The sequence below is a fragment of the Catonella morbi ATCC 51271 genome (assembly GCF_000160035.2).
GTDB lineage: Bacteria > Bacillota > Clostridia > Lachnospirales > Lachnospiraceae > Catonella > Catonella morbi.
This window is the reverse complement of the sequence record NZ_KI535366.1, coordinates 259,718-273,001: the sequence shown is the minus strand read 5'-3', so window position 1 is coordinate 273,001 and position 13,284 is coordinate 259,718. Positions and strand designations below refer to the sequence as shown.

Genomic DNA, 13,284 nt, shown 5'->3' with positions numbered 1-13,284 from the left:
GTGGAACTAAAGAAATTAAAGGCCCGGATAGAAGCAATACTTTTTGCTATGGGCAAATCGGTCAGACTTACCGCAATCGCAGAGGCAGTAGAACTTGATGAGGATACAGTCAGAAAAGTTATTCATACTATGATGGATGAATATGAGGACGAAGCACATGGAATAAGTATTATAGAATTGGAAGATTCTTTCCAAATGTGTACTAAAGCAGATATGTATGAAACCTTGATTAAAGTGACGAATGTACCTAAAAAACATAATCTCACAGATGCTTTGCTTGAAACCCTTTCAATAGTTGCCTATAAACAGCCTGTTACAAGGGCTGATATTGAGGCTATAAGAGGAGTAAAGTCAGATCATGCGGTGAATAAACTCATAGAATACGGGCTTATTGAAGAAGCAGGCAGATTGCAGGCTCCGGGAAAACCACTGGTATTCGGTACTACTGAGGATTTCTTACGGTCTTTCGGAATTAAATCGCTTGAAGATTTGCCGGTAATCAGTCAGGAAACGGAAGATTCGTTTAAAATAGAGGCCGAAAAAGAGGCTCAGCTATCGTTTGAGGACTTAGAAGCAACTGATTAAAAAAAATAATAAAAAATCTTAAGAATCTTACAAAAAATATAAAATGCCACTTGTACTTTTCATATTATAAGTTTATAATTATAATTGGCAATAAGTTGGATGTTTTATACAATTCAGTTTATTATCTATAAAAACCAAACTTAAGTTTAATGGAGGGCTAAGAATGGGTAGTACAGCAGTGCTGTCAGCAAGAGATAGAATACTTTCTCTGCTCGACGAAAACAGTTTTGTTGAAATTGGCGCTTTAATTACAAAAAGAAGTACAGATTTCAACCTTAATGAAAAAGAAGTTCCTGGTGATGGTGTAATTGCAGGCTATGGTCTTATAGACGGTAGTCTTGTTTATGTTTACAGTCAGGATAAAGATGCTCTGGGCGGAACAATGGGCGAGATGCATGCAAGACAGATAGTTAATGTTTATGATCTTGCTACCAAGGTTGGTGTTCCTGTAGTTGCAATTACAGATTGTGCGGGTATGCGTCTTGAGGAATCTACAGATGCACTTGATGCATTTGGTAAGGTATATGCAAGACAGGTACTTGCAAGCGGAGTTATTCCTACAGTTACGGTTATTCTCGGTACCTGTGGCGGTGGTTCTGCAATTTCTGCAGCTATCAGCGATTTTGTCATTATGACGAAGGAAAATGCTAAATTGTTTGTAAATTCACCAAATGCGGTAGATAATAACTACACAGCTAAATGTAATACAGCAGGTGCTGCTTTCCAGGCAGAATCAGGCAATGTAGATATAGTTGCGGAGGATGATACAGAAGCTCTTGCCAGAGCAAGAGAGCTTGTTTCCATACTTCCTTCAAATAATGAGGATACAGGAGTTCTCAGTGAATGTGAGGATGACTTAAACAGAGTAACGGCAGGTTTAGGCTCACATCTTAAAGATACGGCAGTAGCTCTTCGTGAGATTTCTGATAATAACTGGTTCTTAGAATTAAAGGCAGATTGTGCCAAAGAAATGGTAATCGGTTTTATTCGCCTTAACGGAGCGATTGTGGGAGCAGTAGCAAACCGCAGTGAATTACTTGGTGAAGACGGTAAGGCAGCAAAGAAGTTTGATACGGTGCTTACAATGGCAGGTGCTTATAAGGCAGCTCATTTCGTAGAATTCTGTGATTCATTTTCAATCCCTGTACTTACACTCACTTCTGTAACAGGTTTTGCTTCATCAGTAGGTGAGGAGCGTTCTATTGCAAGAGCATTATCACAGCTTACGGCAGCTTTTTCCAATGCTACAGTGCCTAAAGTAAATCTTATTGTAGGCAAAGCTTACGGAAGTGCTTATATTACGATGAATTCAAAGCATATCGGAGCAGATCTTGTTTTTGCTTACAATGATGCTGAAATCGGTATGATGGATGCTAAACTAGCGGCTGAAATAATTTATGACGGTAAGGATGCTGCTACAATTAGTGAGAAGGCAGGTGAATATGCCGCACTTCAGAACAGCCCGGTAGCTGCGGCTAAGAGAGGCTTTGTGGACAGTATAATTGAACCTGCGTCAACAAGAAAGCAGCTTGTATATGCTTTTGAGATGTTATATACAAAGAGAGAACATCGTCCGAATAAAAAACACAGCACAATTTAATATAGAGAGGAAGTAAATATGCAGAAAAGACTAATGTTATTAGTGCTTAGCGTTTTCTCCTGCTTTATGCTCCTTAGTGGCTGTGCAAGCAGCTCTAAGACAGATAATGAGACTTTGTCTTATAATAAAGAAACTGTTATGCAGGCAGGCGGCTTCTTTGCCGGGTATTGGGCAGAGGGCAAACTTGAAGAAGCTATTGACCAGGCTCAGATTGGAGGCAAGTCTAAGAAACTTCTTTTGTCAATGATTGAAAACCTTAATTCGGTTAAAGAAGAAGTTGGCGGTTTTAAGTCAGTTGATGAAGCAAGTGCTAATATTGTAGAAGGTAAAGATTTTATTAAATTTGAAGAAATGATTGAGTTTGAAGGAGGAAAGGTTAAATTTACGGCTACATTTGATGAAAATAGTCTGGATAACCAGTATATTCCTTCAAGTCTTGCTGCTGAACAGCAACTGACTCTTGCTCAGAAAATGGAGAAGGCAGCCTTAAATACTGTATTTGGTATGGCTTTCATCTTCCTCGTGCTTATTTTCATCAGTCTCGTAATTAAGACTTTAAGTATAGTTCCGAAATTCCTTGCTAAGAAGGAAAAAGCTGAAACTCAGTCTGAAGTGACTCAGGCAGCTGTGAATACTGTTGAGGTTCAGAGTGAAGATTTAAGCGGAGCAGAGCTTACAGCAGTTATGATGGCAGCTATTATGGCTTATACTTCTGAAAATGCAGAGGCTCCTGCTGATGGACTGGTGGTTCGTTCAGTAAGAAGAAAAGGCAATGGTGCTTGGAAAAACGCATAATGCAAATATATTTCTAATATTTTTAATGAATTGAAAGGATAATTTTATTATGAAAACATATACAATTACTGTTAATGGAACAGCTTATGAAGTAACTGTTGAAGAGGGCGTTAGCACAGGTGCGGTTCCTGTAGTTAAAAGTGCAGCACCTGTGGCGGCTCCAAAGCCTGCAGTATCAGCTCCTGCAGCAAGTGGTGCTGTTGGTGCGGTTAAGGTTAATGCACCTATGCCGGGTAAGATTTTAGCAATAAAGGCAAATGCAGGTCAGACAGTTAAAAAAGGTGATGTAATTATCGTACTTGAGGCTATGAAGATGGAAAATGACATAGTTGCTCCTCAGGATGGAACTATAGCTTCCGTTTCCTGTGCAGTTGGTGATCAGGTTGAAGCCGGTGCTTTACTTGTGTCTCTTAACTAAACCAATAACTGTACAATAAACGGAGGTAATCAGCTATGAGCTATATTTCAAATATGCTCGAGAACCTGGCAGGACAGACAGCATTTGTCAACCTGTCCTGGGGCAATATTCTTATGATATTTATTGCTCTTGTGTTCTTGTATCTGGCTATAGCAAAGGGATATGAGCCATTACTTTTAGTTCCTATTTCCTTTGGTATGCTGCTTGTAAATATCTACCCGGATATTATGAAAGAGGGTGGACTTCTCCATTTCTTCTTCTTACTTGATGAATGGAGTATTCTTCCTTGTCTTATATTCTTAGGAGTAGGTGCGATGACCGACTTTGGTCCACTGATTGCCAACCCTATAAGTTTTATTATGGGTGCGGCTGCTCAGTTCGGTATTTTCGGGGCTTATTTCTTCGCTATCTTACTTGGCTTTAATGACAAGGCTGCTGCAGCTATCGCTATTATTGGCGGTGCAGACGGCCCTACATCCATCTTCCTTGCAGGTAAGCTTGGACAGACTGAATATATGGGACCGATTGCGGTTGCGGCATATTCATATATGTCACTTGTTCCTATAATCCAGCCACCTATTATGAAGCTTTTTACAACAGAGAAGGAAAGAAAAATCAAGATGGAGCAGCTTAGACCTGTAAGTAAGCTTGAGAAAATTTTCTTTCCTATAGTTGTTACTATAGTTGTTACACTTATTCTTCCTACTACAGCACCTCTTGTAGGTATGCTTATGCTTGGTAATCTCTTCAGAGAGAGCGGAGTGGTTAAACAGCTTCAGGAAACTGCAAGTAATGCACTTATGTACATAGTGGTTATCTTACTTGGTACATCAGTTGGTGCTACAACTTCAGCTGAGGCTTTCTTAAAGATAGATACACTTAAAATTGTTGGACTTGGTCTTATTGCATTTGCAGTTGCTACAGCAGCAGGTGTGCTTTTTGGTAAACTGCTTTGCCATTTAACGGGAGGAAAGATAAATCCTCTTATCGGTTCGGCGGGAGTATCGGCAGTGCCTATGGCCGCCAGAGTATCACAAAAGGTAGGTTCTGAGGCGGATCCTTCAAACTTCCTGCTTATGCACGCTATGGGACCTAATGTTGCCGGAGTTATCGGTACAGCGGTTGCAGCCGGCGTATTTATGGCTATTTTCGGAGTAAAATAATTAATAAATTTTCTAGATTAATAAAGGAGATTAACATATGTCAGAACAGGGTAATAAGGCAGTTAAGATAGTTGATACTGTCCTTCGTGATGCACATCAGTCCCTTATCGCAACAAGAATGACGACTGAAGAGATGCTTCCTATAATTGGCAAAATGGATGAGATTGGCTTTCACGCAGTTGAGTGCTGGGGTGGAGCTACATTTGATGCCTGCCTTCGTTTCTTAAAAGAAGATCCATGGGAGAGACTGCGTAAGCTTAAAGCAGGATTTAAGAAGACAAAGCTTCAGATGCTTTTCAGAGGTCAGAACATCCTCGGATACAACCATTATTCAGATGATGTAGTTGAGTACTTTGTACAGAAATCACTTGCAAACGGTATAGATATAATCAGAATTTTTGACTGTTTCAATGATCTTCGCAATCTTCAGACTGCAGTTAATGCATCTAAGAAGGAAGGCGGACACGCTCAGGTAGCACTTTCCTATACCTTAGGAGAGGCTTATACACTCGACTATTGGAAAGCTAAGGCTAAAGCCATTGAAGAAATGGGAGCCGATTCCCTTTGTATAAAGGATATGGCAGGACTCCTTGTACCTGTGGAGGCAACAAAACTTGTTACTGTACTTCGTGAAGGAACAAATCTTCCTATAGAAATGCATACACACTATACATCAGGTGTTGCAGCTATGACTTATATGAAGTCTGTTGAGGCCGGTGCCAATATAATTGACACAGCCATGAGTCCGCTTTCTATGGGAACGAGCCAGCCGGCTACAGAAGTTATGGTTGAAGTATTTAAAGGAACTGAGTATGATACAGGGCTTGATCAGAATAAACTTGCTGAAATCGCAGACTATTTCCGTCCTCTTCGTGAGAAATATCTTGCAAGCGGCCTTATGAATACAAAGGTACTGGGTGTAGATATCAAGACTCTGCTTTATCAGGTACCTGGCGGTATGCTTTCAAACCTTGTGTCACAGCTTAAAGAAGCTCATGCGGAAGATAAGTATGAGGAAGTGCTTAAGGAGATTCCAAGAGTAAGAGCTGATTTCGGTGAGCCACCTCTTGTTACACCTTCTTCACAGATAGTTGGTACTCAGGCAGTTCTGAATGTACTTCAGGGCGAACGCTATAAGATGATAACCAAAGAGTCAAAGAAGATTCTTTCCGGTGAGTTTGGTGAGACAGTTAAGCCTTTCAATCCGGAGGTTGTTAAGAAGGCTATCGGAGATCAGAAACCGATTACCTGCAGACCGGCTGACCTTATCGAGCCACAGCTTGCTAAGTTTGAAGAAGAAGTTAAAGAGTGGAAACAGCAGGATGAGGATGTGCTCTCTTATGCATTGTTCCCACAGGTTGCTACTGAGTTCTTCAAATACAGAAAAGCTCAGCAGACAAAGGTGGACAGTTCTGTAGCTGACACAGCAAACGGAGCGTATCCGGTATAAATAATATAATTTGTTTAGAATGATATAAAAACAGGCAGTTGCAAAAGATTGTAAAATCTTGGGTAGCTGCCTTTTTGCAACAATTTATTTCAGCCCAAATAAAAGAATTGTGACCTATGGCTTGAATAATTGGGGATTATTTTAGTGCTAGTGATAGAATGTTAAATAGTAGGAAATAGTCTTTCGCTCGTTGTGATATTGTGGTAAAATTGAATGTAGATTTTTATTTGGTGTTGAAGCCGGATTTATTATTGATTGGCTGTTAGGAAGGTGAATTGTTGTTTAGAATTAAGGAGGCAGATATGAGAAAGGTATTAAGTGTTTTATTGGTTTTGTCAATGTTTTTAGCTGTTTGGATTAATAATGTGTCCACTGTTAGTGCTGCTAAAACTGATAAAAAAATTATTTGTATAGATGCCGGACATCAGGCTAAGGCTAACCTTGAAAAAGAGCCTATAGGTCCGGGAGCAAAAACCACTAAATTTAAGGTAACAGGCGGTACCGGTGGGCTATGGACCAAGCAGACCGAATATAGTCTTGCTCTTAAGGTGGCTAAAAAGTTAAAGAAAATACTTAAGAAACGCGGCTACAAAGTAATTATGTGCAGAGAAAAAAATGATGTAAATATGAGCAACTCTGAAAGAGCAGCAATTGCGAATGAAGCCAAGGCTGATGTATTTATCAGAATCCATGCTAACGGTGCTGCAAATAAGTCTGTAAATGGAGCAATGACTATCTGCCAGACTAAGAAGAATCCTTTTAATGCAGGCTTATATTCTAAAAGTAAGTTATTGTCCGAAAAGGTACTTGATGGTGTTGTAGCAAAATCAGGATGCAAAAAACAATATGTTTGGGAAACCGATACCATGAGCGGAATAAACTGGGCTCAGGTTCCTGTAACTATAGTAGAAATGGGATATTTGACCAATGAGGCAGAAGACAGGGCATTAAATACCTCTTCTTATCAGAAGAAGATGGCTGAAGGTATGGCAGATGGAATAGATGCTTATTTTAAGGAGTTTGGAAAATAATTAAAGCTTTATACAAAGGCAGTTATCAATTTAATAGATTGATTTCTGCCTTTTTAAACAAAAAAGTATTTAGCTGACAATTGAATTTACTGCAATTATATTTTATGTCTTATTATTAAAACATATCTATCATTACAAACCTATTAATGTTATAATGAGAACAAATCTCAACTAAGAAAGGAGAATTTATGATAAATTTTAGAAAAGCGGTTATGGTTGGTTGCGGGTTTGTAGGTTCTGCATCAGTTTTTGCCCTTATGCAGAGCGGACTTTTTTCGGAAATAGCCATGATAGATGCAGATATGGATAAGGCTGAGGGAGAGGCTATGGATATCAGTCATGGTATACCTTTTGCAAAACAAATGCGTGTTTATGCCGGAAACTATGATGATGTAAGGGATGCAGGTATAGTTATAGTGACAGCTGGAGCTAATCAGAAGCCTGATGAAACAAGACTTGACCTTGTTCATAAAAATGTAGGTATATTTAAGAGCATCATACCTGAGATAGCAAGCAGGGATTTCAAGGGAATTCTGCTCATAGTTGCAAACCCTGTAGATATCCTTACTGCTGTGGCACAGAAACTTTCAGGACTGCCTGAAAACAGGGTAATCGGTTCGGGTACAGTACTTGATACGGGTCGTCTTAAGACCAGACTTAGTGCTCATTTGGGAGTTGATTCAAGAAGCATACATGCATTTATAATAGGAGAGCATGGAGACAGCGAAATAGCAGTATTCAGCTCTGCCAATGTTTCTGGTATTCCTCTCAATGATTTTTGTGAAATGCGAGGTCACTACAGCCATGATGAAGCAGAAAAAAACATTGCTGAAGAGGTTAAAAATGCCGCTTATGAGATTATTCAGAGAAAGAGGGCTACTTATTTTGGTGTAGCTATGGCGGTAAAGAGGATTTGTGAGTGCATAGTAAGAGATGAGAAGTCTATTCTTCCGGTTTCCGCTATGATGCATGGTGAACTGGGAATAGACGGTGTGGTACTCAGTATGCCTTGTATAGTAGGAAGTGAAGGGATAGAGACTCAGGTACCTATTAAGCTTGATGAGGATGAACTTAAGAGGCTTAGGGATTCAGCCGGTATTCTTAAGGGAATTATTGAAGAATTGGATATTTAAAACTTTAATTAATCTTATTTATTATCAATTTAAGACTGTCTGAGAAAAATATTTTCAGATGGTCTTTTTATAGTTAAATAGTTTCAATTAATGATGAAATAACTAATATTTTATGATAGAATTATTTTAGTTTTTGTATCAAAATATAAATGATGTGGGTGTCAAAAGTATTTGACACCCATTGATACAGGATTGCTACAGCTTCGCTTCTCGCAATCCTTGCAAAAATATTCGTAATCCGCTCATTTTTTTGCAAAAAATGGCTACTTACTCATATTTTTTGCGTGTCAAAAGATAATAAATTCTTTTGCAAGCAAGCTTGCACAGAATTTTTATACTTTTGACACTTGTATCATATAAATAATTTATTTGCAATTTTTAAAAGTTGCTATTGAATGAATTGTATTATCAGGGGTTAAAGGCTAATATATAATACAGAATAGGAGAAGTGAGATGAACAAATTAAGATTAGCTATGATTGGTCTTGGAAGCAGAGGGAAAGGACTTCTTGAAACAGCGTATCTTGAACATCCTTTGGCTGAGTTTACAGCTGTTTGTGATAAGTATGAGGACAGATGTAAGGAAGGTGCTGATGTTATTGAAAAAGCAGGATTTATCCGCCCTACAACAACAACAAATTATAAAGAAATACTTGAAATGAGAGATGTAGATGCTGTGATTCTCTGTACTTCATGGGATAAGCATATAGATATATGTATAGAAGCAATGCACAAGGGAAAGGCTGTAGGCTGTGAGGTGGGCGGAGCTTATTCGCTTAGAGAATGCTGGAAAATAGTTGAAGCCTATGAAGAAACAAAAGTTCCTGTAATGCTGCTTGAAAACTGTGTATACGGCAGGGATGAAATGCTTGTAAGCCATATGAAAGAACTTGGTCTTCTTGGAAGGATAGTTCATTGTGAGGGCGGTTACAAACACGATCTAAGAGGCGAAATTGCTTTTGGCAAAGAAAATCGCCATTATAGGCTAAATAACTACATACATAGAAATACAGAGAACTACCCGACCCATGAATTGGGACCGATAGCAAAACTGCTAAATATTAATAAGGGAAATCGTATGTTAAGCCTTACGTCTGTTGCTTCAGGTTCATTTGGACTTAATGAGTATATTAAAGAAAAAAAGAGTGATGATGAAGAACTGATGAATACAACATTCAATCAGGCTGATATTGTAAATACAATAATAAAATGTGCAAACGGTGAAACTATTCTTCTCAGCCTTGATACCACTTTACCACGTTACTATTCAAGAGGGTACACAATTCATGGCACAAAAGGCATATACACGGAAGATAATCATTCTATTTTTTTGGATAATGAGTATACGGAGAACGATCATTTTGAGTGGAGCAAGCATTGGAACAATGTTGAGGAGTATCGCAAAAAATATGAGCATCCACTTTGGAAAGAATACCTTGAAAATGGCGTAAAAAAAGGTCATGATGGTATGGATTATTTAGTATTTTCAGATTTTATTGATTGTGTATTAAATAGAAAAGAACCTAATATAGATGTATATGATATGGCTGCCTGGATGAGTATATCAGTGCTTGCAGAACAGTCAATAAATATGGGCGGAGCACCTGTTGCCATACCTGATTTTACAAATGGAGCCTGGATAAACAGAAGATAGGATATAATTATGGGAAAATTTAACCTAAGCTATAATGAAGCAGCAAAGTTTCGTTACGATAGACTTCCGCTTTCCGCTTGGAAGCGGTGAAAGACTAAAAAAACAGTTGACATCTTTTCAAACACATGCTAAACTATATTTTGTGCCGCACTGTATGGGTATAAGTTTGTCCAAATGGATGACACCTAGGCAGGCGAGAATTATAATAGGAGGAGCCATATGTACGCAATTATTGCAACAGGTGGTAAGCAGTATAAGGTAGCTGAAGGTGATGTTATTCAGGTTGAAAAGCTTGGTGTAGCAGCCGGAGAGTCTTATACCTTTGATCAGGTTCTTGCAATCGGTGGTGACAAGTTCGTTCTTGGAAACCCTGTAGTAGCTGGTGCTACTGTAACAGCTACAGTTGAAAAAGAAGGCAAGGGACCTAAGATTGTTGTCTACAAGTATAAACGCAAGAGTGGATACCACAAGAAAAACGGACATAGACAGTTATATACTAAGCTTAAGATTGAAAAAATCAACGCTTAATTATGATTAAGGTTGTTGTGTCTGTAGACAAAAACGGCGATTATAAGAGTATTGAATTTTCAGGGCATGCTTTATTTGCGGATTATGGCAATGATATAGTGTGTGCTGCAGTTTCTATATTAGCTCTGAATACGCTGAACTCTATTGAGGCATTGTGCGGAGATGAATTCAATGCTATAGATAACGCTGCTAAGGGTTATCTGAAGGCTGAATTTAAGGGTAAATTAAGTGAAAAAGCTGATTTACTTATGAAATCTCTGATGTTAGGTCTTGATGGAATATCACATGAATACGGTAAAAAGTTCATTACTATACTAAGGCAGGAGGTGTAATGCGATGTTAAGATTGAACCTTCAGTTTTTTGCTCATAAGAAGGGTGTTGGTTCTACAAAGAACGGCAGAGATTCTGAGTCCAAAAGACTTGGTGCTAAGAGAGCAGATGGTCAGTTCGTATTAGCTGGAAATATTCTTTATAGACAGCGTGGAACTCATATCCATCCCGGCACAAATGTAGGAATCGGTAAAGATGATACATTATTTGCAACAGTTGATGGAAAAGTTAAATTTGAGAGATTAGGCAGAGACAGAAAGCAGGTTTCTGTTTATCCTGTAGCTGTAGCGGAATAATAACTGGTAATTAGCTCCAAATCTTTGTGTAGCATAGATTTGGAGCATTTTTTATAAAAAGGAAATGAAAAATGTTTGCAGATAGTGCAAAAATATATGTAAAATCAGGTAATGGCGGTAACGGCCATGTAAGTTTCAGACGCGAGCTTTTTGTAGCGGCCGGTGGTCCGGATGGCGGAGACGGCGGAGACGGCGGAGATGTAATCATTGAAGTTGATAAAAATATAAATACACTCAATGAATTCAGATTTGTAAGAAAATATTATGCCAAAGATGGCGATGAAGGCGGAAAAAAACGTTGTCATGGAAAAGACGGCGAGGATATAATTATAAAAGTACCTGAGGGTACCGTGGTAAAAGAGGCAGAATCCGGAAAAGTTATAGTGGATATGTCAGGTGAGAACAAAAGGGAAGTTATTCTCAAAGGCGGCAGAGGCGGCAAGGGCAATATGAACTATGCCACACCTACAATGCAGGTTCCTACCTATGCGCAGCCGGGAAAACCGGGAATAGAGCTTACTCTGATATTAGAGCTTAAACTTATTGCGGATGTGGGGCTCGTAGGTTACCCAAATGTAGGAAAGTCAACCATACTTTCTCGTTGTACTAATGCCAAGCCTAAGATTGCAAACTATCACTTTACAACTTTACATCCGAACCTTGGTGTAGTAGACCTTGGCGGAGGTACAGGTTTTGTAATTGCCGATATTCCGGGACTTATAGAAGGAGCAGCTGACGGAGTAGGGCTTGGACATCAGTTCTTAAGACATATAGAGAGAACAAGAGTTATTGTTCATGTGGTTGATATCTCAGGCTCAGAGGGCAGAGATCCTATTGAAGATATAAAAAATATCAATAAAGAGCTTGGAAACTATAATCCTGAGTTATTGAAAATTCCTCAAATAATTGCTGCCAATAAAACAGACTTATTCTATGGTAATGAGGCAAAGGAAAAGCTTAAGGAATTTCATGAAGCCTTCGATAATGAAAATATTGCTATTTATCCTATTTCTGCGGTTTCAGGAAAAGGCATAAAAGAACTTTTGTATGCTGTGAATGATATACTTAAGACTCTGGACAGAAGTCCTGTGGTTTTCCATAAGGAATTTGATGCTTCTGACCTTGTAATAGAAGAGAGTCCTCTTGAAATCACCAAGGTGAAAGAAGGAGAATATCTTGTTAAGGGCTCAAAAATTGATAAGATGCTTGGTTACACCAATCTTGATGATGAAAAAGGCTTTGCATTCTTCCAGAAATTCCTTCGTGACCAGGGGATTATTGATAGGTTGGAAGAACTTGGTATAGAGGAAGGTGACCTTGTAAATTTAGGTGACTTAAGTTTTGATTATTATAAATAATAAAATAGGAGACAACATGACCAGTAAACAGAGAGCATATTTGAAAAGCCTTGCAATGAAGTTAGATCCTGTATTCAATGTGGGAAAAGCAAGTATAACACCTGAATTTACAACAGCAATTGCAGAAGTTCTTGAAACAAGAGAGCTTATTAAAATTGCAGTGCTTAAGAATTGCTTAGATGAACCAAAGGAAATAGCCAAGGTTTTGGCTGAACGCACCCATTCACAGGTTGTTCAGGTAATAGGAAAAAAGATAGTACTTTATAAGGAATCAAAAGATAATAAGAAGATTGAGCTTCCTAAGAAATAATGAGTGACAAAATGAAGAAAATAGGTATTTTAGGCGGTACTTTTAATCCGATTCATAACACGCATGTTGAGATTGCAAGGGCGGCTTTAGCTGATTATAATCTATCTGAAGTCTGGGTAATGCCTGCAAAGATTCCACCCAATAAACTTGGAATGGAAATTGTGGCTGACAGTCACAGATATGAAATGATTAAGTTAGCTCTTGAAGGTGAAAAAAATATATTCCCGTCTGATTTTGAGCTGCTAAGAAATGATATAAGCTACACCTCCGATACTCTTATTTTATTAAAAGAGAAATATCCAAATTCAGAATTTTACCTGATTATAGGAGGAGATTCTGTACTTTATCTTGAAGACTGGCACGAACCTCAGACTATATTTGACAATGCAGTCATATTGTATGCTTCAAGAATTGGAAGCGAGGCTGATAAATGCAAGGAACATATTGAAAATGTCTTGAAAAAAGCCTTTGTAAATGTACGATTAGCTGAAATTAATTTTGCAGTTAATTCTGTTTCCTCAACAGAAATAAGGAAACATATATCTGAGGGCATAAAGGATGCAAAGAAGCTCGAAATCAATGAAAAGGTTATGAATTATATTCTAAAAAACGGACTGTATAAGGAGAGCTGAC

At 38.4% G+C, this 13,284-nt stretch carries 15 protein-coding genes; all 15 read left to right on the top strand.

Features of this window, described 5'->3' with window-relative positions:
• The 15 genes from scpB (at position 1) to nadD (ending at position 13,283) form a co-directional block, all read left to right on the top strand.
• A complete protein-coding gene (gene scpB / locus GCWU000282_RS16775) occupies positions 1 to 585 on the top strand; it encodes an SMC-Scp complex subunit ScpB (protein ID WP_023353159.1) in 585 nt (194 codons plus the stop codon).
• Positions 586 to 748: 163 nt separating this feature from the next.
• On the top strand, positions 749 to 2,185 hold the full coding sequence (locus GCWU000282_RS01245) for an acyl-CoA carboxylase subunit beta (RefSeq protein ID WP_023353158.1): 1,437 nt from the start codon (positions 749 to 751) through the stop codon (positions 2,183 to 2,185).
• 18 nt (positions 2,186 to 2,203) lie between these two features.
• Entirely contained in the window at positions 2,204 to 2,980 is a 777-nt protein-coding gene (locus GCWU000282_RS15685) for an OadG family protein (RefSeq protein ID WP_051384101.1), read from the top strand.
• Between the two features lie 49 nt (positions 2,981 to 3,029).
• Positions 3,030 to 3,398 (top strand): biotin/lipoyl-containing protein, encoded by a 369-nt coding sequence (locus GCWU000282_RS01235; RefSeq protein ID WP_023353156.1) that lies wholly within the window; start codon positions 3,030 to 3,032, stop codon positions 3,396 to 3,398.
• A gap of 35 nt (positions 3,399 to 3,433) precedes the next feature.
• A complete protein-coding gene (locus GCWU000282_RS01230; protein WP_035038956.1) occupies positions 3,434 to 4,561 on the top strand; it encodes a sodium ion-translocating decarboxylase subunit beta in 1,128 nt (375 codons plus the stop codon).
• A 37-nt stretch (positions 4,562 to 4,598) separates the two neighbouring features.
• A complete protein-coding gene (locus GCWU000282_RS01225; RefSeq protein ID WP_023353154.1) occupies positions 4,599 to 6,011 on the top strand; it encodes an oxaloacetate decarboxylase subunit alpha in 1,413 nt (470 codons plus the stop codon).
• A 302-nt stretch (positions 6,012 to 6,313) separates the two neighbouring features.
• Positions 6,314 to 7,042 (top strand): N-acetylmuramoyl-L-alanine amidase family protein, encoded by a 729-nt coding sequence (locus GCWU000282_RS01220; protein WP_051384100.1) that lies wholly within the window; start codon positions 6,314 to 6,316, stop codon positions 7,040 to 7,042.
• 188 nt (positions 7,043 to 7,230) lie between these two features.
• Complete coding sequence (locus GCWU000282_RS01215) at positions 7,231 to 8,175, top strand: L-lactate dehydrogenase (protein WP_023353152.1); 945 nt, start codon at positions 7,231 to 7,233, stop codon at positions 8,173 to 8,175.
• A 453-nt stretch (positions 8,176 to 8,628) separates the two neighbouring features.
• On the top strand, positions 8,629 to 9,828 hold the full coding sequence (locus GCWU000282_RS01210; RefSeq protein ID WP_023353150.1) for a Gfo/Idh/MocA family protein: 1,200 nt from the start codon (positions 8,629 to 8,631) through the stop codon (positions 9,826 to 9,828).
• Between the two features lie 219 nt (positions 9,829 to 10,047).
• The gene (gene rplU / locus GCWU000282_RS01205) at positions 10,048 to 10,356 is read left to right on the top strand and encodes a 50S ribosomal protein L21 (RefSeq protein ID WP_023353149.1); all 309 of its coding nucleotides are present in this window, start codon (positions 10,048 to 10,050) and stop codon (positions 10,354 to 10,356) included.
• A 17-nt stretch (positions 10,357 to 10,373) separates the two neighbouring features.
• A complete protein-coding gene (locus GCWU000282_RS01200) occupies positions 10,374 to 10,688 on the top strand; it encodes a ribosomal-processing cysteine protease Prp (protein ID WP_207637268.1) in 315 nt (104 codons plus the stop codon).
• A 4-nt stretch (positions 10,689 to 10,692) separates the two neighbouring features.
• Positions 10,693 to 10,983, top strand: a complete 291-nt coding sequence (gene rpmA, locus GCWU000282_RS01195; RefSeq protein WP_023353147.1) for a 50S ribosomal protein L27 — start codon at positions 10,693 to 10,695, stop codon at positions 10,981 to 10,983.
• A 71-nt stretch (positions 10,984 to 11,054) separates the two neighbouring features.
• On the top strand, positions 11,055 to 12,341 hold the full coding sequence (obgE, locus tag GCWU000282_RS01190) for a GTPase ObgE (RefSeq protein WP_023353146.1): 1,287 nt from the start codon (positions 11,055 to 11,057) through the stop codon (positions 12,339 to 12,341).
• Positions 12,342 to 12,357: 16 nt separating this feature from the next.
• Positions 12,358 to 12,651, top strand: a complete 294-nt coding sequence (gene yhbY / locus GCWU000282_RS01185) for a ribosome assembly RNA-binding protein YhbY (RefSeq protein ID WP_035039316.1) — start codon at positions 12,358 to 12,360, stop codon at positions 12,649 to 12,651.
• Positions 12,652 to 12,662: 11 nt separating this feature from the next.
• Positions 12,663 to 13,283 carry a nicotinate-nucleotide adenylyltransferase gene (gene nadD / locus GCWU000282_RS01180; RefSeq protein ID WP_035038953.1) on the top strand — a complete coding sequence of 207 codons (621 nt, stop codon included), beginning with the start codon at positions 12,663 to 12,665 and terminating at the stop codon, positions 13,281 to 13,283.
• Position 13,284: the final 1 nt, after the last annotated feature.